The following is a 23,172-nucleotide window of genomic DNA, read 5'->3' as shown; positions in this document are numbered from 1 at the left end:
CCGCGGCCCCGCAACTTCTTGCTTTCCCGCGGGCCGTCCTTTATAAGGATTCAAAGACAAATCGAGAGCGGCGGGTGCGCGCAAAACATGCGTAAAACAATCTTTTGGCTGATCGCGGCGGCAATCCTTCTGACGATGGCTTCGCTCGCCGTCGCCCAGGACGCGACGCCGGTCGCCGTGCCGCCGACGCCGGAGCCAGCGCCGGAAGCGACCGCCGCGACCGCGGAACCGACCGCGGTGGCGCCCGAAGCATCACCCGCCGAGCCGGCCGACCAGGCGAAAAAACCCGGGCCCTGGTTCGCCAAGGACCGCCTCCCATCGCTGGTGATCATCGCCACGCTGACGCTGATGATTCTGTTCTTCATCCGGCACGCCAAACGGGCGGGCGGCGCGCTGTTCATCCGCAAGATCGCGGGGCTCGAGGCGGTGGACGACGCGGTGGGCCGCGCGACGGAGATGGGCAAGCCGGTGCTGTTCATTCCGGGCATCGGCGACATGAGCATGTTGGCGACACTGGCGGCGCTGTCGATTCTGCGGCGGGTGTCGCGGCTGGTGGCGGAGTACCAGGCGAAGCTGCTGGTGCCGTGTTCCGACCCGATCGTCCATCCGACCGCGCAGGAAACGGTGAAGATGGCCTACCTCGAGGCGGGGCGCCCGGATCTGTTTCAGGAAGACCAGGTCAACTACCTGACCTACGATCAATTCGGTTACGCGGCGGGCGTGGACGGCATCATGATGCGCGAGAAGCCCGGCGCGGTGTTCATGCAGGGTTGGTTCGCCGCCGAGGCGCTGGTCATGGCCGAAACCGGCAATTCGATCGGGGCGATTCAGATCGCCGGCACCGACCAGACCTCGCAACTACCGTTTCTCGTGGCGGCCTGCGATTACACGCTAATCGGCGAGGAGCTTTACGCGGCGGCCAGCTATTTGTCGCGCGACCCGGTGCAGCTCGCCACGCTCAAATCGCAAGACGTGCTCAAGCTCGTGCTGGGCGGGGCCATCTTGATCGGCGCGGGTCTGGCGACGGCGGCGGCGCTCGCGCCGCACGGCTGGGCGGCGTCGGCCCTGCGGATCATGACCCTGATTTTTAGCGGTTCGGGAACGGGCGCGGGAGGTTGAAGCGGCGGCCATGAAACAGCGGGTGCCACTGATCATCACCTTCGTGACCGGCGCGTTCATCGTGCTGGCCTTTTATTTTCCGCGCGGTCCGCTGGGCGACATCGAGCAACTGACGCTGTCGTGGTTCGCCATCGTCATCGGCATTTCGATGGTCGTCGGCGTGGAAAGCCTGCTGCGCGTCAACCTGCAGAAGGTCGTGCATCGCCGGCCCGGCTGGGGCTACGCGGCGGTGCTGTTGGCGTCGTGCCTGCTGGCGCTGATCACCGGCATCATCGGGCAGGCGCGTAACGGCTCGCCCTTCCACCTCGACAGCCCGTTCATGTACGTCTACCTGTACATGATCGTGCCACTGCAGGGCACGATGTTCGCCATCCTGTCGTTTTTCATCGCGTCGGCCGCCTACCGCGCCTTCCGGGTGCGGAACGTCGCGGCGACGATGCTGCTGCTTTCGGCGGCGCTGGTCATGCTCGGCCGCGTGCCGGTGGGCGAGCAAATCTGGTCGCGGTTCCCGGAAATCTCCGACTGGATCATGAATGTACCGCAGATCGGCGCCAAGCGCGGCATCATGATCGGCGCCTACCTCGGCGCGGCGGCGACCTCGATCCGCATCATTCTGGGCATTGAGAGGAGCTACATCTCGTGAGCGGCGAACGCGCCACCTTTCTGCACCGGATCAACAACGTCGATCGGCGGCTGATCTTCCTGCTGGTCTTCGTCGTGGTCAGCATTCCGATGCTGCTCAAGCTGACCAGCCCGGTGCAGGTCTCCGCCGAGGTGAAGCAGGCCTACGACTTTCTCGAGGCGATTCCCGCCGGCGGCGTGGTACTGATCTCCATCGACTACGACGCCACCTCGATGCCCGAACTGCAACCGATGCTGGTGGCGATGCTGCACCAGTTTTTCCGTAAAAACCTGCGCGTGCTGCTGACCGGCGAACTGGCCATCGGGCTACCGCTCGGGATGCAGGCCCTGGAAGAAGCGGCGGCGCGCGACGGCAAAACCTACGGCGTCGATTACGTCAATCTCGGCTACCGGCCCGGCCAGCAGGCAGTGATCGTCTCGTTGGGCCGTGAAATCCGCGACCTGTTCGCGGTCGATTACCGCGGCACGCCGCTCGACCAACTGCCGCTGATGAAGGACATCCACAATTACGACCAGATGGCGGCCGTCGTCGCGCTGGCCCACGGCGCGACGCCGGAATTGTGGATCCAGTTCGCCCAGGCGCGCTACGGGGTGAAGATCGTCATCGGCACGACGGCGGTGGGCGCGCCGGACTACTACAACTACCTGCAGGCGAAGCAATTGGTCGGCCTGCTGGGCGGCATGCGCGGCGCGGCGGAATACGAAACACTCGAAAAGCTGCCCGGTCTCGGCCTTCTGGCGATGCCGGCGCAATCCTGGGTGCACCTGGCGATTCTGGGGCTGATCGTGATGGGCAACGTCACGTTCGTCCTGTTGCGCCGGGCGGAACGGAGGCGGTAATGGAACCGAGCGGTTTCGCGACCACCTTCGGGATCTGGATGGCGGCGTTTTTCACGCTGGCCATCATGTCGTTCCTGTACAAGGACAACCCGGTCTACAAGCTGGCCGAGCACGTCTACATCGGCTTGTCGGCCGGGTTCTGGCTGATTTACGTGCTTTTCTTCGACGTCAAGCCGATGCTGGTGGACGGCTGGGCGCAGAAATCCGGCCTCGACCGCTACCTGCTGCTCTTTCCCGCGTTTCTCGGCCTGCTGATGCTGACGCGCATGATCCCGCGCATCGCCTACCTGTCGCGGGTCGCCATCGCTTTCACGATGGGGATCTCGGCGGGGCTTGGCGTGACCGGCGCGATCCACGGCATGGTGCTGCCGCAGGTGCAGGCGACGTTTCTGCCGCTCAACAACCTCAACCACATCATCATCGTCGTGGGCGTGCTTTCCACGCTCGTCTATTTTTATTTTTCGGCCGAGCACCGCGGCCTGGTGGGCTACGGCGCTAAGGTCGGGGTTCTCTTCCTGATGATCGCCTTCGGCGCGGCCTTCGGCTACACGGTGATGGCCCGCATCAGTCTGCTGATCGGCCGCACGTACTTCCTGTTTCACGACTGGCTGGGAATCATCTGAGACCGACCGGCGCCCCGGAGATGCTTTTCAGTAATACAGCACCGCAACCACGGTTACGAACCAGAGCCCGATGTTGATCAGAATGGGCGGGTCGTTCAGCAGCGCCTTGGTCGGACTGCCGCCGCTGTCTTTCTGGTGCACCAGGTAGAGGTAGCGGAAGATGCCGTAGAGCACGAAGGGAATGGTCAGCGGCAGGTAATGCGCGCGCGGGCCGAAATGCGCCAGGGTGTCCTCGCTGAGCGTATACAGGCTGTAGGCCAGCACGGTCGAAGCCGTCACCACGGCGATCATCTGGTCGAGAAACGTCAGGTTGTATTCCGCGAGGATCTTGCGGTGGCTGCCGGCGCCGTCCGTCAGCAGCGTCAACTCGTGCCGCCGCTTGCCGAAACCCAAAAACAGCGCCAGCAGCGTCATGCAGACGACCAGCCAGAAACTCGCCGGCACGTTGAGCAGCGCCGCGCCGGCCAGCACGCGCAGATCGAATCCCGCCGCGATGCACATCACGTCGAGAATCACCACGTGCTTGAGCCGGTTGGAATACGCCACCTGCATGAGCAGGTAGAGCAGGCAAATCAGCGCGAAATCGAAACCGACTTTCGTGGAAATCAAATTCAACGCGAAGGCCAGCCCGAAAGCCAGGCCGAGAATCCACTTGATCGCCGCCGCCGCCGTTTTTTCCGGTAACGCGCCCGAGGCGATCGGCCGCAAACGTTTGACCGGGTGGTTACGATCGCGCTCGACGTCGGCCAGGTCGTTGTACAGATACACCGCGCCGGAGACGAGGCAAAACACCACGAACCCGCCCAGGCAGACGATCTGGCTGATCGGGTCGAAGATGCCGCCCGAAAAAACCAGCGCCGGGAAAATCATGAAATTCTTGACCCACTGCCGGGGCCGCATAGAAAGCACGATGGGTTTAAGCGTGGCGAACAATCCGCGTTACTCCGAAAAGCGCTCGATCAGGTCGCCGAAATTGCCGCCCTTCTGACCGCCGGCTCCGCCGCCGCCGCCGGTTCCGCCGCCGCCGGGCCCTTTCTTCTTTTTCTCCACGCCTTCGCTATACTCGTCGAAACGCGCTTCATCGGCGCCGGAAACGCCTTGCAAGCGCAGCTTGAAGTCGCCGGGGTTGGTGGCGTTCTGCAACGCGGCCTCGACCGTGATCAATTTGTCGCGGACCAGTTGCATCAGGCTCATGTCGAACGACTGCATGCCGTAGGTGGTGTAGCTCTGGGTCATGATATCCGGAATCTCGGACGTCTTTTTCGGTTCCTTGATGCATTCCTGCACGCGCGCGTTCGAAACCAGGACTTCAACCGCCGGCACGCGGCCGGAGCCGTCGGCGCGCGGCACCAGCCGCTGGCAGATGATCGCCTTGAGGCTGGTGGAAAGCTGAAAACGGACCTGATTTTCCTGCCCCGGGGGAAAGACCGCCAGGATGCGGCTGATCGTTTCCATGACGTCGGTGGTGTGCAGGGTGGACAGCACGAAGTGGCCGGTTTCGGCGGCCTGCAGGGCGGTGGTCATCGTCTCCAGGTCGCGCATTTCGCCGACCAGAATGACGTCGGGATCCTGGCGCAGGGCGGCACGCAGGGCGGTGAGAAAGCCCTTGGTGTCGATGCCGACTTCGCGTTGGCTGATGGCGCTTTTCTTGTCGCGGATCAGGAATTCGATCGGATCCTCGACGGTGATGATGTGGCAGGTGCGGTTCGAGTTGATGTAATCGATCATCGACGCCAGGGTGGTCGACTTGCCCGAACCGGTCGCGCCGGTCACCACCACCATGCCGCGTTGATCCGCGGCGATTTTTTCGAGCACCGGCGGCATGTGCAGTTCGGCGAAGGTGCGGATCTGGTAAGGGATGATGCGCAACGCCACGGCGATGCTGCCCCGCTGGCGGAAAATATTGACGCGGAACCGCCCGAGGCCGGGCAGGCTGTAGGCCAGGTCGATCTCGTTCTGTTCCTTGAAGAGCGCCACCTGCCGGTCGTCCATCATCAGTTCGGCCGAGGCGATGATGTCCGGCGGCGACAGGCGCGGATGCTTGGTCAGCTCGTGTAGCTCGCCGTTGATGCGGATGATCGGCGCGCGCCCCGGTTTGAGGTGCACGTCGGACGCGCCGTATTGCACGGCCGCCTGCAGCAGGCGTTGCAGATTCAGGTGCTCGCCCGCTTCGACCATCCGGTTACTCCGCTTCCCCGCCTTCCGCGGCGACGGCGGCGACGAAAATTTCCATGCCGCTGGCCGCGTTGGCGATCCGTTCGCGCACCTCGGCGGCGACGTCGGGGTTCGCCTCGAGGAAGGCCTTGGCGTTTTCGCGGCCGTGGCCGATGCGCGTTTCGTTGTAACTATACCACGCGCCGGATTTTTCCAACACGTTGACCGCCTGGCCCAGATCGACCAGTTCGCCGCTCAGGCTGATGCCTTTGCCGAACAGGATGTCGAACTCGGCCTGCCGGAACGGCGGCGCCACCTTGTTTTTGACGACCTTCACCCGCGCGCGGTTGCCGATGACGTCCTGCCCGACCTTGATCGAGCTGATGCGGCGGATGTCGAGGCGCACCGAAGCGTAAAACTTGAGCGCGTTGCCGCCGGGGGTCGTCTCCGGGTTGCCGAACATGACGCCGATTTTCATCCGGATTTGATTGATGAAGATGAGCAGTGTGTCGCTTTTGTGCAAAATGCCCGTCAGCTTGCGCAACGCCTGGCTCATCAACCGCGCCTGCAGGCCGACGTGCGAATCGCCCATCTCGCCCTCGATTTCGGCCCGCGGCGTCAACGCCGCCACCGAGTCGATGACGATCGCGTCCACCGCGCCCGAGCGCACCAGCACCTCGGCGATTTCCAGCGCCTGCTCGCCGGTGTCGGGCTGGCTGAGCAGCAAATCCTCGACCTGGACGCCGAGTTTGCGGGCGTAAATCGGGTCGAGCGCGTGCTCGGCGTCGATGAACGCCGCCACGCCGCCCTTCTTCTGCACCTCGGCGACGACGTGCAGCGCCAGGGTCGTCTTGCCCGAGGATTCCGGTCCGTAGATTTCCACGACGCGGCCGCGCGGCAACCCGCCGACGCCCAGCGCGATGTCCAGGCCCAGCGAGCCGGTCGAAACCGCCGCCACGGCCTCGCGCGGGGCCTGATCGCCCAGGCGCATGATCGCGCCCTTGCCGAATTGCTTCTCGATCTGGCTGATCGCCTGGTTGACGGCTTTCTTCCGGTTGTCGGCCTGTTTCTCCATCTTCTCGTCCAATTTGGCTTCGGTCATGGCACCGCTCCTTGTTCGCATCGCTTGAGGTTGGCCGGATTCTAACAAGGCGGACCGGCGGATGCAAAGCGGCGAACGAAGCAAAAATAATGGCGACTGGGGAATGCGAAATGTAAGAGCGACGCTAATCGGATTCCAGCACCTCGCGGATTTTGCGGGCCAGATTTTGCGGGGTGTACGGCTTGCCGATGAAGTGCAGGCCGGCGTCGATGACGCCGTGATGGGCGATCGCGTCCTCGGTATAACCCGAGGTGAAAAGCACCTTGCTTTCCGGATGAATCTGCGTCAGACGTTCGGCCAACTGCTGGCCGTTCATGCCCGGCATGATCACATCGGTGAGCAGCAGGTCGATCCGTTCGGGGTGCTGGCCGGCGATTTCCAGGGCCTGCTGGCCGTCGGCCGCGGACAGGATTCGGTAGCCCAGCCGTTGCAAGACCTTGAGCGCCAGGCCGCGCACCAGATCGTCGTCCTCGACCAGCAAGACGACCTCGTTTCCGCCCCGCATGGCCTCCGCATCGCCGCGGGCGATTTTCTCGCCGGCTCTTTCCGTGACGCGCGGCAAATAGATTTTGAAAGTCGTTCCCCGCCCTTCCTCCGAATAGGTCTCGATGTGGCCGTTCGCCTGCTTGACCGCGCCATAGATCGTCGCCAGCCCGAGGCCGGTGCCGTGACCGAGCGGCTTGGTGGTGAAAAAAGGCTCGAACAAGTGCTTTTTGACTTCCTCGTTCATGCCGTGGCCGGTATCGCTGACCGCCAGCAGGACGTGGTTTCCCGGGTTGGCGTACGCGTGCCGCTGGCAATACTCCTCGTCCAACTCGACGTTGGCCGTTTCGATGATCAGTTTGCCGCCGGCCGGCATGGCGTCGCGGGCGTTGACCGCGAGGTTCACCAGAATCTGCTCGAACTGGCCCGGATCGATCCGCACCGGACCCAAATCCCCGCCGGCGACGGTGGTCAGTTCGATATCCTCGCCGATCAACCGCGTCAGCATTTTGTGCAGATTCGCGATTAATTGGTTCAGATCGAGCACCTTGGGTTCGATCAGTTGCTTGCGCGAAAAGGCCAGCAATTGCCGGGTCAGCGCGGCGGCGCTGTCGGCCGCCTTGCCGATTTCGGCAATGGGGACGGCGAGCGGGTCGCCGGGCGCGAGATCCAACAAGGCCAGCTCGACGTTGCCGGTGATGCCCGTCAGCAGGTTGTTGAAATCGTGCGCCACGCCGCCGGCCAGCCGTCCGACGGCTTCCATTTTCATGGCCTGCTGCAATTGCGCCGCCAGTTCGTCTTTTTCCCGCTCGGCCCGCTTGCGTTCGGAAATGTCGCGATCGAAGGCGCAGGCGATGAAGCGGTCACCGAATTGGAAGGAGTTGGTGCTGACTTCCACGGGGAAGTAGCGGCCGTCCTTGGTCCGGTGGCGCGATTCGAACGTATGGTGCCCTTGCCGGCGCAGCATCTGTTTGAATTGTTCCCATTGCGACTGGGGAAAGTCCGGATCAATGTCGAAGACCTTCATCGCCAACAATTCATCGCGCGTGAACCCCATAGAAGAGCAGGCGGAATCGTTGGCGTAGATGATGCGGCCGTCGTCATCGATCCAGAGGATGCTGTCACGGGCCCGATCCATGGCGAACTGGGTCCGCCGCAGGGCTTCCTCGGACTGTTTGCGCTCGGTGATGTCGCGGTCGCTGCCGCGAAAACCGACCAGTTCGCCCGCCGCGTTCAAAATGGGATTGGCGTTGCTTTCCAGGTAACGATAGCTGCCGTCCCGGTGGCGGAACCGGACAATCCATCCCCGCCAGCCCTTTTTTTCGGCGATCAGCCGCGGCCAGGCTGCCTCGATTTCCCGGTGGTTTTCCGGGTGAATGATGTCAAAAGCATCCCGGCCGAGGAATTCGTCGAGTCGATATCCCAAAATGGTCGAGATTCCCGGGTTTGAGTAGGTATGCCGGCCCGTGAGGTCCATTTCCCAGATCCATTCCGCCGTCGTTTCCACCAGGGAACGATACTTTTCCTCGCTTTCCCGCAACGCCTCCTCGATTTGTTTCCGTTCGGTGATGTCGTGAATGATGGAATGGAGGAAAACCTTTCCCCTGATTTCGATCTTGCTGCTGTAAACCTCGACATCGCGGATCGAGCCGTCGGCCCGCCGGTGGCGGAAATCGAAACAGACCCGTTCGAGGTTCTTCGCCTTTTCCATTTCCCGCGCGACCTGCTCCGGTGACAGTGTGTTGATATCGCGGATGTTCATCCGCTCGAGCTGTTCTCTCGGCCAGCCGTAGAAATTCGCGGCCGCCTGGTTGGCGTCGAAAATGTTTCCCGTTTCGGGATCGATGACCAATTTGATCGCCACGTGTTGTTCGAACAGATTGCGGAACAGGTTTTCGCTGTCCCGCAGCGCTTGTTCCACCCGCTCGCGCTCGGTGACGTCGCGGGCCACGGCGACGGTCGCCGTGACTCGACCGTCGACGATGATCGGCGAACCGCTGACTTCGCCGAACCGCCGGGACCCGTCCCGGTGGACGAATTCGTATTCCACGCCGTCGATTCGCTCGCCAGCAAAAACGCGCGCCACGTAGACCACGGCCTTTTCCAGCGACTCGGGAGTGAGCAGATTCAGTTCGGCGAACGGCCGGCCGATCAATTCTTCCGGTTGGAAGCCGAGAAACCGCTCGATCGACGGTGAAACGTCAAGGATCACTCCGTTGGCGTCGAAGGAATAAATCACGTCGTTGACGCTGGCGAAGTGCTGGCGGTATTTCTGCTCGCTGGCGCGCAACGCCTCCTCCGCCAATTTGCGTTCGGTGATGTCGCGCGCCGCGGTGATGACCGCTTTCACCTCGCCGTGCGCGTCGAATTCCGGCATCAGCAGCCAATCGATCCAGGCGCCGCGGGGAAGCTGGAATTCGATCCGGCGAACCGCTTTGAACTCGACGGTTTCCCGAATCGCTTTTTCCCAGACGGCGCACAACTCCGGGGCGAAGCCAAGTTCCGCGTGCGTCTTCCCGATGAAATTTTGGACGGGGATTCCGGTCTGTTTTTCGGCGATCGGATTGACGTACAAATGGCGCCCCTGCCGGTCGAACCGCATGATGACGTCCAGGGAATTTTCGGTCAGCGCGCGAAAGGTCTCCTCGCGTTCCCGCAGGTTTTGCGTGGCTTCGGCGACTTTTCGATGCAACAGGAAGTTCCAGGCGAGAACCGCGGCGACGAGCAGCAAAACCGCCAGCAAACCCAGCCCGATCTCCCGCCAGGGGAGGCGCCCAACCGTCGACCGGCCGGCCCAGTCGGCCACGATTTGTTTGATCTCGGCTTCCGAAATCCGCGCAAAACCGGATTGGATCGTCGCCAGCAATTCGGCGTTTCCCTTTTTCACGGCCGTACATTGCGGATTGAGTTTCGCGACCGCGGTCGTCTCCTGGAATTGATCGCCACCCGGCTGTTGCGCCAGGTAAAACAGCGCCACCGGCTCGTCGGCCACGAACACCTTGATCTCGCCGGCGACGGCCGCCCGCACCAGCTCTCCGGCGCCGGAAAACGACCGTAATTCGATGTGCGGATGTCCCGTCCGCAGCAGTTCCTCGCCGAAATCGCCCTTGATCACGCCGACCTGAAAGCCGTCGAGATCGTCCAATCCCTTGATGCCCGCGATTTGCCGGTGAAAGAAAATGCCGGTCGGGATTTTCAGAATCGCCCGGCTGAAATCGAAATCCGCCTCGCGCGCCGCCGTGCGGAAAAGTCCGCCGACCGCGTCGGCGCGTCCTTCGCGCACCGCCGCCAGCGCCGCGTCCCATTCCATCAACTCAAACCGAACCGGAATCCCCGTTTTCCGGCTCCAGAGTTTCCAGATGTCGATAGTGATGCCGCACGCCGCGCCCTTGGCGTCGAGAAACGCAAAGGGCGGATAGTCTTTGTCGTCGACGATGATCAGCGTCCGCGGCGCTTCCGCGGCGAAGGAAAGCGACTCAATCGGCAGCAACAACAAGAAAAATAAAAGGAAAACACGAAAAGACCGCCGAGATGGGTCCTCCGGCCGATCTTGTTGCTCAGGCATTTTTCCCACTCGATATTTTTCTTGCGCTCTCGTGGCGTCGCCTTTTTGCGAAATCATGATTCTATTAATCCACTATAGATGCGGTGGCTCGACGGAAGCAAGCAGGGTATCATGTCGACGGATTTTCACTTTATCATTTCCTGTGAGACGATGGCTGATAACCGCGCCATGTCCGACCCGCTGACCGATCCGCTCTATGCCGATCCGGAAGCCTACGATCTCGCCTACGGCTGGGATTCGCTCGCCGAAACACGCGATGTCGTCGCGGCGGCGGCGGCGCTACTCGGGCATCCGGTGAAACGGGCGCTGGAAATCGGTTGCGGCACGGGGCGCGTACTGGCCGATCTGGCGGCGCTCGGGCTCGCGGCTGTCGGCCTCGATCGCCATCCGGGGATGCTGGCCTTCGTCGAAAGGAAACTGCGCGCCAAAGGCCTGGCCGCCGAAACGGTGAACGCCGACCTGCGCGATTTTCGCCTCGCCGTGCCGGTCGACCTGGCGATCTGTCCGCTGGGCGGCATCGGCTACCTGACCGCGCCCGGCGACCCGGAGCGGCACCTCGCCGCCGTCGCGGCCAATCTGACGCCGGGCGGGGTCTACGCCGTCGGGCTGTCTTTCGGCCCGATCGAACGCTCCGCCCTCGGCCGAAAAGACGGCTGGTCTTTTACACGGGAGAACCTAAGTGTGGAAGCGTCCTGGACCCTACTGGCCGTCGACGCCGACCGGGGCCTCGCCGAGTTCGAGGCGGCGTTGACGATCCGGCGGCCCGGCGACCCCGAGCGGCGAATCGTCGCCCGCCACGTCCATCGCAAGTGGGATCAGCCGCAATTCTATCGCCTGATCGCCGCCAGCCCCTTTCGCCTCGCCGGCCTCGCCTGGCGCGACCTCACCCCCATCGACCCGGCCCTCCGCCTCTCGTACGCCGACGAGGAGGTGTATGTGTTTTTGCAGAAGGCTTAGTAGATTTTTAAATTTGCCCATGCTTTTTTGTCAGCAGTTCATTTTGGCACGTTTTAAGAATATCCTCATAAATACAAACAGATACAATCTTACTATGCCAAAATGATAAACCAAAATGCTTCTTGATGCATTTTTACAACATCCGCCGCAAAATTACCTAAGTGATTGTTAAATAAAACGAAAATATAATTTTTCTATTTTGGCATCGCTTTTGCTGAAATCCTGGGCGTCGTCAATCAACGAATATTCACTTTGAAATTGCACACGAAAGAAGGAGAAGGACGATGAAATTGACGAATCTCGGATTTGCGCTGGCTTTGTTGTTCGTTTTGGTAATTCCGTTCGCGGCTTCCGCGGAAGAACCCATTTTGTTGCCCGAACAAGATTCGTTCCACTTGGACGTTCGCTTTCTGTCGCTGTTCAACATCAGCGCCATCGGCCTGAGCGATGTCGACGAGGACACCACCGACAACGAAGCCCTGGTCAACTTCGACAGCATGACCGGCGGTAGCACCGCAGGCCTGAAACTCGGCTACCTGATGAACGGACATCACGACGTGGGCGCACACGTCATGGCCATCAATCTGATGCAGACCAACGCCGTTCAACCCAAGGATGACGACGCCGACGTGCGCACCTCGCAAAACTCGATCTGGCGCGGCCGCCTGGCGGGCTACTACAACTACAACTTCCGTCCCAGCACGTTCGTCATGCCGTACGTCGGCCCGGTGCTGGGCATCGACGTGGAAACCCAATCCTGGACCGAGCAGGTCGGCGACGAGGACAAGACCACCTTCACGCGCACTTACGTCAAACCGCTCCTGGGCGCGGAAGGCGGCGTGCGGATTTTCCCGGTGAAGAACGTGGCGTTCGACTTCGGCCTGCTGGTGGCCGGCGGTCCGGCGGTGCGGGTCGATAAGGTGAACGAGGACGACCTGGACCGCAACCCCGAGAAGAACAACGCGTCGGGCGCGGGTATCGATATCGGCCTGAACGCGGGATTGAGCGTGTTTTTCTAGAAAAATAAACGGGTGAAAAAAAAGAGCCTTCGACCCGTCGGCTGGCGACGGGTTGAAGGCGTTTAATTCACTTCTCTCTCGAATCCCTCACCCCGGCTTCGCCACCCCTCTCCCACACGTTTCCGGGGGAGAGGGGTTTTTAAGCATTTCACCGGTTTACCAAGCCACGTAGCAATCAAACGAGTCATCGGCGCGATCACCATCAGTAATCGCGTCCCCGGCCCGAATCGCCGAGGTCCAGCAGGTCGCGCGGATAGGGCTCGAAAAAGCTTTGCCGCCGCAGATAGTCCTCGTCGGTCCGTTCGATCCACGACCGCAAGACGCTGACCGGGGCGCTGAGCGGCGTCTGCCCGTTCCGGTAGGCCTCCAGCAGATCGAGAAAGAAACCCTTTTCGCCGGCCCGCAGCGTTTTTTTGAAATAGCCCAGGGCGTGCATCAGCACGTTGACGGTGTTGCCGGTTTTCGGCCCGCCGCGCAGCAGTTTGAGCAGAGTTTCCTCGTAGCGCGCCGCGACCTCGGCGAAGGGAAGCCTTTCGTGATTGGCGACGATTCGCCCCAGCGCACGCATCGCGGTCTGGTGACAGGCCATGAACAGCAATTTGTGCCGCGCTTGAAAGGCGACCAGCCGGCCCGGATCGCCCGCGCGGCGCGTTTCGCGGAATTCGGCCAAGGTGAAAACGCGGATCAGAAACCGTTCGCGCACGACGAAGTTGGTCAGTCGGCCCTCGTCCTCGACGGCCAGATCGCCGTAGCGCTCCAGCACCTCGCCGCCGAAGAAGCCCGCCGTGCGCCGGGTCGGCCCATCGCCCGCCTTGCCGCGATGAAGCTTCACGTCGGCCAGGCCGCAGGAAGGCGAGCGCGATTTGAGAACGAAGCCTTCCACCGGGGGCAAGCCGGCGAGGATTTTCCGGGACCATTCCCGCATCGGCGCGGTGAAATCCAGTCCGGTGTCGGGCTGATAAAGCCGCTGCTCGCCGTTTTCCTCGATCACCCGGATCGGGCGGCGCGGCGTGCCCAGGCCGATTTCCTCCTCGGGACAGTGGGTGATGAAGCGGACGTGCGGCAGCAGCTTTTGCACCGCCTCGCTGCGAACGATCTCGCCGTCCCAGCGGCAGGCGGCGAAGCCCAGACAACGGCTGGCCACGAGCGTCGGTCGCGCAAACCCCGGCATGTTTTCCTCCCGAGTGTGCTTTTGTCACCTTAGTACCGATCTTCGCCGTAGTCGAGTTTCCCGACCTCAGTGCACGATTTTTACGTCATGTTGACATCGCAAAACCATCCTGCCATTCTCGCCCGGCAACGAACTCCGTAGCGGATTTTATCCGGCCGGCTGGCCGGTCGAACGGTAACACGCTTCCGATCCAGGAAAAAAATGAAAACGAGGCTGCTCGCGCTCCTTTGTCTGTCGATGCTGCTGCTGCCGGCGGCGGCGCGGGCCTCGTTTATCTACACGCCCAACACGTACGGGCTTTCGGCGCGCGGCGCCGCGCTGGGCAACGCGCTGACCGGCGACGGCGGCGACATCGCGGCCGAATACTACAATCCGGCCGGCCTGGCTTATCCCGTGCCCAGCCAGATCGGCGTCGGATACCTGTACGGCCGGCCGTTTCTCGCCGGCGGGCTGGTCGGCGGCGACCGCGTCCGCGAAAACGAAAGCAACCGCATCGGCACTTTCGCCACCCGGGTGAACGTCACCAACCTGTTCCAGGACACCGTCCCGCTACCGCCGATCGGCTTCGGGTTCAGCGTCGCCGTCGACAACAATTTCTTCACGATGATGGCTTTCGACGACATGCGCACCAGCCGCGGCGATTTTCTGCGGTACGGCCTGGCCAACCTCGTCATGCAGGGCGCGCTGGCCGTCGGCGTGGCCGATTGGCTGTCGGTCGGCGTCGGGTTCCACGGCGGATTCCGCGGCAACGGCGAGGTCGAGACGATCGCCGACGTCAACGGCTCCACCGCCAACGAAGGCACGCGGATGCGCGGCCACAACCACCCGGTGCCGCTGGCCGGCCTGTTCTTCCACGGCCGGACCTGGGGCCTTGGCCTGACCTACCGCGAGGAAACCTACGGCGGGTTCGAATCGATCGAGGTGACCGCCACGCCGGCGTTGTACGGCACCCCGCTGGCGACCATGCACATCCCGATGGATTTCGTCGACACGTTCGTCGCGCGCGAGGCGGCGGTCGGCGTTTCCTGGGACGTGCTGCCGCGCTGGAAGCTGCTGGTCGACGGCAGTTGGCGGAATTGGAGCCGGTTCGACAACGTCTTCGAGGAAAATCATTTCGTCGGTTCGCATTCGCGTTTCACGACGATCGACCTGTGGACGCCGCGGATCGGTTCGGAAGTCGAGGTTTTCGACAATTTCGTCGTGCGCGGCGGCTACCGGTTCGAGCAGACGCCGTTTCACACCATCGGCACGCGCTATCCGTATCCCGACCACACCATTAAGGGAACGGTAATTCTCGACGCCGACACCCACGTCGGCTCGGCGGGCGTCGGCTGGCGGCTGCACTCGCCGGAAGTGCTCAAGCACGACCTGGTGTTCGACGCCGCCTACCAGCTTCATTACCTGGTGCCGCGCGAGGCCCAAACCAGCGACGGCTACACTTTCCACAGCGAGGGCACGGTGCACCTTTTCGCCGCCGGGATGCGGATCGAGTTTTAGCCTTCCCGCGACGCTGGCTCATTCGCTAAATTGGTGCGCTAAGGCTGTGCGGTCGCCGGTTCGCCTAGCAACCCGCATCACCGGTGCCGTTCACCAGCAGGATCAATCCGTCGCCGCTTTCGACCGTGATGTCGCCCGTCAACGGGGTCAGCGCGTCGTCGGCGCCGACGCGGCAGTAATCGCCGTCAAGCGAGTAGGACACCGCGGCGTTGTCGCCGTCCACCCGCACCAGCACCAGCGTTTCCAGTCCGTCGCTTCGCCGGTACGGCCGCGTGAAGATACCGTCGCCGAACGCCTCCGCCGGGCCGGTGGGCTGGCCCAGGTCGCGTTCGAACACCGGGAACCACAACACGTCCTTGAGCGGCGAATAGGGCGACCAATCGGGGACGAGCGACAGGAAGTCGCCGTCGCTCTTGAGCGCGTACAGCGCCGCCAGATAATAAAGCACTTCCTCCGGCGAGGGGTCGGACTGGCCGCCGTCGTAAGCGGTCTCGAGCACGAGGAACGAGTCCTTTTCCGCCAGGCGGCCCGACAGATCGGCGAGCGCCTCGATCCGGTCGGGGGTGTCGATGGCGCCCCACGAGGGGTACTGCAAGCCGCTTTCGCACCAGATGCCCACGCCCGCCGAAACCATGGCCGCCAACTGCTCGGTGTAGCCATCCCAACTGCAATAAGTGGCGCCGTTGAAGACCAGCACCGCGTCCGCGTGGATTTCGCGGAGGCCCGCGCCGACCGCCGTCAGAAAATCCGTGACCGTGTCGTAGTACCAGTCATCGAGCTTTTCGGCGTCGGCCTCGACGTCGTCGGGGATTTCCTCGATGTCGATGTCGTCGATCTGCACCGGCAGGTAGTAGCCGTCGGCCAGCGGGCTGCCGAGGTTGTCGAAGCCGCCGCCGGAAAAGCCGTCGTCGGTGATTTGCCGGCCGACCTTCCAGATGTGGAAATCGCGGGCGCAGTCGCTGCCCAGATCGAACAGCCAGGCGTATTCGTCCCAGACCATCGTTTCGATGCGGGCGCCCTTCCGGTCGGGCGCGCTGCCTTCCTCGCCCGCCTGGTTGAGGATGATGTCGCACCCGAGGGCATGCCAGCGGGCCTGGATGCGGCCGTCGCGCCGCGCGTGCAGGAAGCAGTTTTCGCCGTCGCCGTACGCGGGATAATCGTCGAGGAACGCCGCGAATTCCGCCTGCCGCTCGGCGAAGGCCTGGTCGGCGTCGCCCGGCTGCGGATTCGCGCAGTCGCCCTCGGCCTCGCGGGTGTTGAACAGGTGCGCCGTCTGCCAGACGAGCCACCAGCCGCGCGGCTGGTTGGCGCGGATTTCACTCCAGGCCATCCGCGAACCGTCGTCGGTGTTGCCGATGATCCCCAGTTCGACGTTGGCCGCCGCCCATTTTTGGTCGTCGAGGAAAATCTGGCCGTCGTAGCCGCCCAGGTCGCCGTAGTAGTGATAATGCACAATGCCGTAGTTGAAACTCGGCGACGAATCGCCGGGCGCCGGGGTATCGTCGTCGTTGTCGTCGTTGTCGTCGTCGTCGCCGCCGCCGTCGTCGTCGTCCAGACCGGCGTCGTCGTTATCGTCATCGCTCGCGGACTCCAGGTCGTCGCCGCCGTCCGAAGAACAGGCGGCCAAGGCAAGCAAAAGAACGAGCAGACCGAAAAACCAACACGATAACTTCATCGCTCCACCTTTCGGTTTGAAATTTCTTGCCGAAAATTACCGACCGCGAGCCGGCAAAACAAGACGGACAAAGACTGCTTGCCCCGACCGGGCGATGTCCTTAATATCGGCAACTGATCTCGGAAAGTTGAAACGAATCGAGCCGAGGAGCAGCGATGGACCCGGATTTCAATGAACTCGCCGCCCGCGCCCGGAATATCCGTCGGCGCATCATCACCCTGACCGGCACCAAGGGCATGGGGCACACGGGCGGCTCGCTGTCGATGGTCGAAATTCTGACCGTTTTGTACTTCCACGCGATGAACGTCGATCCGGCGCGGCCCGCCTGGCCGGAGCGCGACCGCTTCATCCTGTCCAAGGGTCACGCAACGCCCGGCTATTACAGCACGCTGGCCGAGCGGGGCTTCTTCCCGGAAGCCGACCTGCTGGCCGAGTACGACGAAATCAACGGCCGCTTCCAGGGCCACCCCGACCGCAACAAGACCCCGGGCGTGGACATGTCCAGCGGTTCGCTCGGTCAGGGCCTGTCGATCGGCATCGGCATCGCGCTGGGCGCGCGGCGGCGCGGCTGGCCGACCACCGCTTACGTGCTGCTCGGCGACGGCGAGATGCAGGAAGGGCAGGTGTGGGAGGCGATCCTATTCGCCGGGGCCAGGCGCGTGCCCGGACTGGTGGCGATCGTCGATTGCAACGGCCTGCAACTGACCGCGCCGACGCCGGCGGTGATCGAGATGCAGCCGCTCGCCGGGCGCGTGGCGGCCTTCGGCTGGTCGACGCTGGAATGCGACGGCCACGATCCGGCGGCGCTGGTCGCGACGCTCGACGAGGCGAAGGCCCGCGCGGCGGCGGGACCGGTGTTCGTGGTCGCGCGGACGATCAAGGGCAAGGGCGTCAGCTTCATCGAAAACCGGGTGGAATGGCACTCGAAAGCGCCGTCGCGGGAGGAAATGGCCCGCGCGCTGCAGGAATTGGAGTAACCCATGGCCGTGGAACTCATCGCCCCGCGCAAGGCCTTCGGCGAAGCCCTGGTCGAACTGGGGCGCGATCATCCCGATCTGATGGTGCTCGACGCCGACGTGGGCACCTCGACGATGTCGGCGCTGTTCCAGAAGGCGTATCCCGACCGCTTCGTGCAGGTGGGAATTGCCGAGGCGAACCTGATCGGCATCGCCGCCGGCCTAGCCCTGACAGGCTACGTGCCGTTCGTCTCGACCTTCGCGGTGTTCATCGCCAAACGGGCATTGGACCAGATCAGCATTTCGGTCGCCTATCCCGGCCTCGACGTCAAACTCAACGGCTCGTACGGCGGCATCCCGACCGGGCGCGCCGGTGCGACGCACCAATCGGTGGAGGATCTGGCGGTGATGCGGGCGGTGCCGAACATGCGGGTGCTCGTGCCCGCCGACGGCCCGGAAACGCGGCTGGCGACGCGGCTGGCGGTGGAAACGCCGGGGCCGGTGTACCTGCGCACGGTGCGCTGTGAGGTGCCGACGCTGTTCGGGTCCGACCACCGGCTCGAGTGGGGCCGCGCCTACCGGCTGCGCGAAGGGCGCGACGTGGCGCTGCTCGCCACCGGGATGATGACCGCCAAGGCGCTGGCGGCGGCGCGGGAACTGGACCGCGAAGGCATCGGCGCGCGCGTCGTGCACGTGCCCAGTCTCAAGCCGCTGGACGAGGAGGAAATCGTGCGGGCGTCGCGCGAGATCGGGCGGATCGTCACGGTGGAGAATCACAGCGTGATCGGCGGCCTGGGCGGCGCGGTGGCCGAAACCCTGACCGCGCACGCGCCCTGTCTGCAGGTCCGCATCGGTTTCCCGGATTGCTTCGGCGAATCGGGCGACGACGAGGCGATTTTCACCAAGCTGGGCTGCGACACGGCCGCCATCGCCGCCGCGGCCCGGCAATTGCTGCAACGGCAAGCCTAAATAAGGGGAGCGATCATGGCGGTTCCGGTGCTGAAAAACTACATCGACGGGAAATGGGTCAAATCGCGGGCGACGAATTTCGAGGACGTGCACAATCCGGCGACCGGCAAACTGCTGGCCCGCGCGCCGCTGTCGCCGCCGGAGGAAGTCGCCGCCGCGGCCCAAGCCGCCCGCCGCGCCTTCGAAACCTGGCGTCGCACGCCGCCGCTGCGCCGCGCGCGCCTTCTGATGAAGCTCAAGGATTTGCTGCTCGAAAACCAGGAAGACGTGGCCGTGACCCTGACCCGCGAGCACGGCAAGATCAAGGCCGAAGCCTACATGGAGTTGCAGCGGGCGATCGAAAACATCGAGGTGGCCAGCGGCGCGCCGTCGCTGATGATGGGCCACAACCTCGAGGACGTGGCCGGCGGCATCGACGAAACCGCCATCCGGCAGCCGCTCGGCGTCTTCGCGAGCCTCAACCCGTTCAACTTCCCGGCGATGATCCCCTTCTGGTCGCTGCCCTACGCCGTCGCCTGCGGCAACTGCCAGCTCGTCAAACCCAGTCCGCGCGTCGCGATGACCCAGGTTAAAATCTTCGAACTGATCGACCGCGCCGGCTTTCCGGCCGGCGTGCTCAACCTCGTGCACGGCGGCACCGAAACCGCCCAGGCGATCATGGCCGCGCCGGAAATCTGCGGCATCAGCTTCGTCGGCTCGACGCCCGTCGGCCGGATCGTCTACGAAACCTCGGCGCGGTACGGCAAACGCGTGCAGGTGCAGGCCGGCGCGAAGAACTGGGGTGTCGTCATGCCCGACGCCAACCTCGAAAAAAGCGTCGAGAACATCATCGCCTCGGCCTACGATTGCACCGGCCAGCGCTGCCTGGCCCTCGCCGGCATCCTCTGCGTCGGCGACACCTACCAAAAGGTGCAGCCGCTGCTGCGGGCCGGCATCGCCCGGCGCAAAATCGGCGACGGCCTCGATCCCGCCACGGCGATGGGCCCGATCATCAGCCCGGCGGCCAAGGAACGCGTCGAACGCTACGTGGCAACCGGCTTGCGCGAGGGCGCCACGCTGCTGGTCGACGGCCGCGGCGTGAAGGTGCCCGGCCGGCCCGGCGGCTACTGGGTGGGCCACCACGTGTTCACCGACGTGACCCCGGCGATGACCATCGCCCGCGAGGAAATTTTCGGCCCGGTGCTGTGCGTCGTGCCGGTGAAGAATTTCGACGAGGCGCTGCAAGTCATTCACGACAGCCCGTACGGCAACGCCGCCAACCTCTACACTTCGAGCGGGGCGACGGCCCGGCGCTTCAAGTACGAGGCCCGCTGCGGCAACCTGGGCATCAACATCGGCGTGCCCGCGCCGATGGCGATGTTCCACTTCGCCGGCACGAAACAGTCGTTCTTCGGCGACCTGCACGCGCAGGGCCGCGACGCTTTCAAATTCTTCACCGAAGAAACGATCGTCATCGAGCGCTGGTTCGACTGAACGCCAAATATTATTTCATTCTGCTTTACCCCTCGCCGGGGCGGTGATACGCTGCCGATCGGTTCAACAACTTCTCGCGGGATCGGCCATGTCCATGAAAAGCACTCGTTTTCTGGCGTTTTTTCTTTTGTTGGCGATGCTGTCGTTTGCCGGCTGCGGCGATGACGACGATGATGACGATCACGGCGCGACCGATGACGACAACGATGACGCCTCGCCGGGCGACGACGACGACAATGACAATGACGATAACGACGACAACGACGACACCACCCCGAGCGACGAGGTGCGCGTCTTCACCAGCGGCGAATTCCTGGTCATTCGCAATTCGCAGGTCGTGGTGCGCTATCACCTGGCCGGCGGCTGGTACGAACTGCGCGACGGCGCCAGCCGGCTCGTGGTCGCCCACGCCGACGCTCGCGTGTACAGCTTCGTGATTCTGCCGCTGCAAACCTGGAAGAGCACCGACCTGCCCCACTACCAGTGGACCAGCGAGGACGTCAGCGACGCCCTGGGCACCGGCAAGGCGATCACCGTTTCGCGCGGCGGCGTCGCCGACGCGCCCGCGCTGCGGCAGACCTTCGCGGTTTATCAAAACCGGAGCGCCGTGCGCGCCGACGTGAGCGTGATCAACACCGCCAAGGCGGCGCTGCAGATCGGCTCGATCTACGCCCTGTATGCCGACACGCCGGACGGCGGCCTGCTGTTCGGCATGCCGCACAGCCTGCGCGTGCTGACCAACGGCGCCGCGGATTTCCTCGATTTCGCCGTGCCGCTGTCGCCCGGTTCGACGCCGACGATCTCGAATTGGAGCACGCTCGTCTACAATCCCGAGGCCGCGGCGAGCTTCCTGCTCGGCTACCTGACCTTCAACATCGCCGAACCGATCGTTTACACCGGCCCGCAGAAGGATCAACCCGGCTGGCTGTCGCTGCAGGCCGTTTCCCAATACTTCCCCGCCAAGTCCGTGGCGGCCGGCGCCGCCTTCAACGCCGAGACGATGCTCGTCGATTTCGGCGCGGCCTCGCCCTTCGCGGCGCTGGAAACCTACGCCGATCGGCTGCACGACTGGCTGGGCATTTCCACCTGGCTGGAACGGCACCCGGAAATCGGCGTGCCGGCCGGCTGGAACTCGTGGTCCGGCAGCAGTTCCTCGGGCGGCTACGGCCACGACATCGACGAGCAGATCATCGTCGACAACATGGATTTCGCCGCTCGCGAGCTGCGCCGCTGGGGCATGAACTACTTTCAGATCGACGACGGCTGGCAGCAGACCGTCGGTGACTGGGTGGTGAACACGACGCGGTTCCCCGACCACGGCGACCAGAACGGCATCGAATGGCTGATGAACCGGGCGCACGATTACGGCTTTTTGACGGGCCTCTGGATCTCGGCGTTCATCGCCGACGAAAACGCGCAAATCCTGCAGGATCACCCCGATTGGTTCACCGGCCCGTTTTTATTCGGCCTCGTCGAAAACAGCCCCGTGCTCGATTTCACCAATCCCGAGGTCGAGGCCTACCTGACCGACCTGATGGAAACGCTGCAGGATTGGGGCATCGACTGGCTGAAACTCGATTTCGCCTATCGCGCCTTGATGACTTCCGGCTGGTACGAACCCGACCAGGCGATCTTCGAATTCTACCGCCGCGGCGTGTCGATCATCCGCCAGGCGCTCGCCGACGACGTGTTTTTCCTCAACGTGGCGCTGGTCGGCGCGAACTACGGCCAAATCGACTCCGACCGCATCACCCTGGACACCATGCCGGTGTGGGAAGGCGAGAACGAGGACCCCTACTCGCCGATCGCCTTCTTCGACAACCAGGGCCTCAAACCGATGTACCGCGACTGCGCGCGGCGCTACTACCTGCACGGCCGGGTCTGGATCAACCACCCCGACCTGATCTTCTTCCGGGCGCACAGCGATCCGCAGTTCCCGCCGCTGACGCTCAACGAATCGCAGACCTTCGCCACCTCGGTCGCCCTGCAGGGCGGCATCGTCAAAATCGGCGACCGCATCGTCGACCTGTCGACCGACGCGGTGCGTTCGCTACGCGGTGTGCTGCCGGTCTACGGCAAGGCCGGACGGCCGATCGACCTGTTCCGCCGCGAGTTCCCCGAAGTCTGGGTGTTGCCGGTCGAGGATTTCGACGAGCCCTACACGACTGTCGGCCTGCTCAACTGGGGCCTCAACCGCGATCTGACCGTCGCGCCTTACGAGTTCGTCGCCGACGCCGAACGTGAGTTGGTCGCCGATTTCAACGAAGCGGGGCTGGATCCCGACGCCGAGTACCTCGCCTTCGAATACTGGACGCAGGAATTTCTGGGCGTGGTGACCGGCGAACTGGCCGTGACGGTGCCGGCGCGCACGCCGCGCGTCGTCGCCCTGCGCCCGCTGCTGGGCCGGCCGCAATTGTTGGGCACCAACCGCCACGTGTTGGGCGGCGCTGCCGTCATCCGCTCGCTGGCCTGGAACGAAAAGGCCCTGACGCTGACCGGCGTTCAGGAAGGCTCGGTCGGCACCGACTACGTGCCGTTCGAGCACGTAGTCACGCTCTACGTGCCCGCCGGCTACGCGGCGGATTCGGCCGCCGTGGAAGCGCCCGCCGGATTTGCCATCACCGGGAAGAGCCTCGCGACCGCCGGCAATGTCGCGACGCTGCGCTTCACGGTCGTCGACGAGGGCGCGGCCCAGTGGCATCCGGACGTGACCTGGACGGTGACTTTCTCGGCCACCGAATAAACCGATCTTGATTTCCCTGCTTGATCCCAATTCGGAGGAGGCGTTCGTAGTGTCCCCCCGAAAGCAAGACAGATTTAGGCGGCTTTTAGGGTGAGGTAAGCCGCTTCGACCTCGTTCGGCGTCCGGTAACCGAGCGCCGAGTGGATTCGTTTTTCATTGTACCAGCGGACATATTGGTCGATGG

At 63.6% G+C, this 23,172-nt stretch carries 18 protein-coding genes; 11 read left to right on the top strand and 7 right to left on the bottom strand.

What is annotated here, in order from left to right; all coding sequences use genetic code 11:
• Positions 1–87 precede the first annotated feature (87 nt).
• Genes GX444_05750 through GX444_05735 form a run of 4 tightly spaced genes read left to right on the top strand, consistent with a single transcriptional unit; the run spans position 88 to position 3,224 of the window.
• Entirely contained in the window at positions 88–1,119 is a 1,032-nt protein-coding gene (locus GX444_05750; GenBank protein NLH48093.1) for a hypothetical protein, read from the top strand.
• A gap of 10 nt (positions 1,120–1,129) precedes the next feature.
• A complete protein-coding gene (locus tag GX444_05745; GenBank protein NLH48092.1) occupies positions 1,130–1,762 on the top strand; it encodes a hypothetical protein in 633 nt (210 codons plus the stop codon).
• Positions 1,759–2,601 carry a hypothetical protein gene (locus tag GX444_05740; GenBank protein NLH48091.1) on the top strand — a complete coding sequence of 281 codons (843 nt, stop codon included), beginning with the start codon at positions 1,759–1,761 and terminating at the stop codon, positions 2,599–2,601. The genes GX444_05745 and GX444_05740 overlap by 4 nt, the downstream gene beginning before the upstream one ends.
• Entirely contained in the window at positions 2,601–3,224 is a 624-nt protein-coding gene (locus GX444_05735; protein ID NLH48090.1) for a hypothetical protein, read from the top strand. Before GX444_05740 ends, GX444_05735 begins: the two co-directional genes overlap by 1 nt.
• Before the next feature lie 27 nt (positions 3,225–3,251).
• On the opposite strand, the gene GX444_05730 is transcribed toward GX444_05735, so the two are convergent.
• The 4 genes from GX444_05730 to GX444_05715 form a co-directional block, all read right to left on the bottom strand.
• Positions 3,252–4,124 (bottom strand): decaprenyl-phosphate phosphoribosyltransferase, encoded by an 873-nt coding sequence (locus GX444_05730; GenBank protein ID NLH48089.1) that lies wholly within the window; start codon positions 4,122–4,124, stop codon positions 3,252–3,254.
• A gap of 39 nt (positions 4,125–4,163) precedes the next feature.
• Positions 4,164–5,381 (bottom strand): type IV pilus twitching motility protein PilT, encoded by a 1,218-nt coding sequence (locus GX444_05725; protein ID NLH48088.1) that lies wholly within the window; start codon positions 5,379–5,381, stop codon positions 4,164–4,166.
• A 25-nt stretch (positions 5,382–5,406) separates the two neighbouring features.
• Complete coding sequence (recA, locus tag GX444_05720) at positions 5,407–6,480, bottom strand: recombinase RecA (GenBank protein ID NLH48087.1); 1,074 nt, start codon at positions 6,478–6,480, stop codon at positions 5,407–5,409.
• Between the two features lie 124 nt (positions 6,481–6,604).
• Complete coding sequence (locus tag GX444_05715) at positions 6,605–10,528, bottom strand: PAS domain S-box protein (protein NLH48086.1); 3,924 nt, start codon at positions 10,526–10,528, stop codon at positions 6,605–6,607.
• A gap of 111 nt (positions 10,529–10,639) precedes the next feature.
• Here GX444_05715 and GX444_05710 point away from each other — a divergent pair, with 111 nt between their 5' ends.
• Together GX444_05710 and GX444_05705 are read left to right on the top strand one after the other, a co-directional pair.
• A complete protein-coding gene (locus tag GX444_05710) occupies positions 10,640–11,485 on the top strand; it encodes a class I SAM-dependent methyltransferase (protein ID NLH48085.1) in 846 nt (281 codons plus the stop codon).
• A 284-nt stretch (positions 11,486–11,769) separates the two neighbouring features.
• Positions 11,770–12,504: a hypothetical protein gene (locus GX444_05705; protein ID NLH48084.1), complete on the top strand. Its 735-nt coding sequence runs from the start codon at positions 11,770–11,772 to the stop codon at positions 12,502–12,504.
• Between the two features lie 202 nt (positions 12,505–12,706).
• On the opposite strand, the gene GX444_05700 is transcribed toward GX444_05705, so the two are convergent.
• Complete coding sequence (locus GX444_05700) at positions 12,707–13,675, bottom strand: DUF1722 domain-containing protein (GenBank protein ID NLH48083.1); 969 nt, start codon at positions 13,673–13,675, stop codon at positions 12,707–12,709.
• Positions 13,676–13,876: 201 nt separating this feature from the next.
• Between GX444_05700 and GX444_05695 the strand changes: the two genes are divergently transcribed.
• The gene (locus GX444_05695) at positions 13,877–15,172 is read left to right on the top strand and encodes a hypothetical protein (GenBank protein NLH48082.1); all 1,296 of its coding nucleotides are present in this window, start codon (positions 13,877–13,879) and stop codon (positions 15,170–15,172) included.
• A 64-nt stretch (positions 15,173–15,236) separates the two neighbouring features.
• Here GX444_05695 and GX444_05690 read toward each other — a convergent pair whose 3' ends face one another.
• The gene (locus GX444_05690; protein NLH48081.1) at positions 15,237–16,847 is read right to left on the bottom strand and encodes a hypothetical protein; all 1,611 of its coding nucleotides are present in this window, start codon (positions 16,845–16,847) and stop codon (positions 15,237–15,239) included.
• A gap of 155 nt (positions 16,848–17,002) precedes the next feature.
• Here GX444_05690 and GX444_05685 point away from each other — a divergent pair, with 155 nt between their 5' ends.
• The 4 genes from GX444_05685 to GX444_05670 all read left to right on the top strand — a co-directional run bounded on the left by GX444_05685 (position 17,003) and on the right by GX444_05670 (position 22,988).
• On the top strand, positions 17,003–17,824 hold the full coding sequence (locus GX444_05685) for a transketolase (protein ID NLH48080.1): 822 nt from the start codon (positions 17,003–17,005) through the stop codon (positions 17,822–17,824).
• A gap of 3 nt (positions 17,825–17,827) precedes the next feature.
• Positions 17,828–18,772: a transketolase family protein gene (locus tag GX444_05680; GenBank protein NLH48079.1), complete on the top strand. Its 945-nt coding sequence runs from the start codon at positions 17,828–17,830 to the stop codon at positions 18,770–18,772.
• Between the two features lie 15 nt (positions 18,773–18,787).
• Positions 18,788–20,245 carry a CoA-acylating methylmalonate-semialdehyde dehydrogenase gene (locus GX444_05675; GenBank protein ID NLH48078.1) on the top strand — a complete coding sequence of 486 codons (1,458 nt, stop codon included), beginning with the start codon at positions 18,788–18,790 and terminating at the stop codon, positions 20,243–20,245.
• Positions 20,246–20,339: 94 nt separating this feature from the next.
• Positions 20,340–22,988 carry a hypothetical protein gene (locus GX444_05670; protein NLH48077.1) on the top strand — a complete coding sequence of 883 codons (2,649 nt, stop codon included), beginning with the start codon at positions 20,340–20,342 and terminating at the stop codon, positions 22,986–22,988.
• 74 nt (positions 22,989–23,062) lie between these two features.
• Here the strand turns inward: GX444_05670 and GX444_05665 are convergent.
• Positions 23,063–23,172: transposase (locus GX444_05665; GenBank protein ID NLH48076.1), on the bottom strand; the 110-nt coding region annotated here is incomplete at its 5' end.

Source organism: Myxococcales bacterium, assembly GCA_012517325.1.
Taxonomy (GTDB): Bacteria; Lernaellota; Lernaellaia; order Lernaellales; family Lernaellaceae; genus JAAYVF01.
Note: the sequence above shows the minus strand (reverse complement) of the source record. Positions and strands in the feature narration are given on the sequence as shown.

Coding starts and splice junctions, on each gene's coding strand:
- GX444_05750 (NLH48093.1), top strand. CDS start 88: ATGCGTAAAACAATCTTTTGGCTGATCGCGGCGGCAATCCTTCTGACG.
- GX444_05745 (NLH48092.1), top strand. CDS start 1,130: ATGAAACAGCGGGTGCCACTGATCATCACCTTCGTGACCGGCGCGTTC.
- GX444_05735 (NLH48090.1), top strand. CDS start 2,601: ATGGAACCGAGCGGTTTCGCGACCACCTTCGGGATCTGGATGGCGGCG.
- GX444_05730 (NLH48089.1), bottom strand. CDS start 4,124: ATGCGGCCCCGGCAGTGGGTCAAGAATTTCATGATTTTCCCGGCGCTG.
- recA (NLH48087.1), bottom strand. CDS start 6,480: ATGACCGAAGCCAAATTGGACGAGAAGATGGAGAAACAGGCCGACAAC.
- GX444_05715 (NLH48086.1), bottom strand. CDS start 10,528: ATGCCTGAGCAACAAGATCGGCCGGAGGACCCATCTCGGCGGTCTTTT.
- GX444_05710 (NLH48085.1), top strand. CDS start 10,640: ATGTCGACGGATTTTCACTTTATCATTTCCTGTGAGACGATGGCTGAT.
- GX444_05705 (NLH48084.1), top strand. CDS start 11,770: ATGAAATTGACGAATCTCGGATTTGCGCTGGCTTTGTTGTTCGTTTTG.
- GX444_05700 (NLH48083.1), bottom strand. CDS start 13,675: ATGCCGGGGTTTGCGCGACCGACGCTCGTGGCCAGCCGTTGTCTGGGC.
- GX444_05695 (NLH48082.1), top strand. CDS start 13,877: ATGAAAACGAGGCTGCTCGCGCTCCTTTGTCTGTCGATGCTGCTGCTG.
- GX444_05690 (NLH48081.1), bottom strand. CDS start 16,847: ATGAAGTTATCGTGTTGGTTTTTCGGTCTGCTCGTTCTTTTGCTTGCC.
- GX444_05685 (NLH48080.1), top strand. CDS start 17,003: ATGGACCCGGATTTCAATGAACTCGCCGCCCGCGCCCGGAATATCCGT.
- GX444_05680 (NLH48079.1), top strand. CDS start 17,828: ATGGCCGTGGAACTCATCGCCCCGCGCAAGGCCTTCGGCGAAGCCCTG.
- GX444_05675 (NLH48078.1), top strand. CDS start 18,788: ATGGCGGTTCCGGTGCTGAAAAACTACATCGACGGGAAATGGGTCAAA.
- GX444_05670 (NLH48077.1), top strand. CDS start 20,340: ATGAAAAGCACTCGTTTTCTGGCGTTTTTTCTTTTGTTGGCGATGCTG.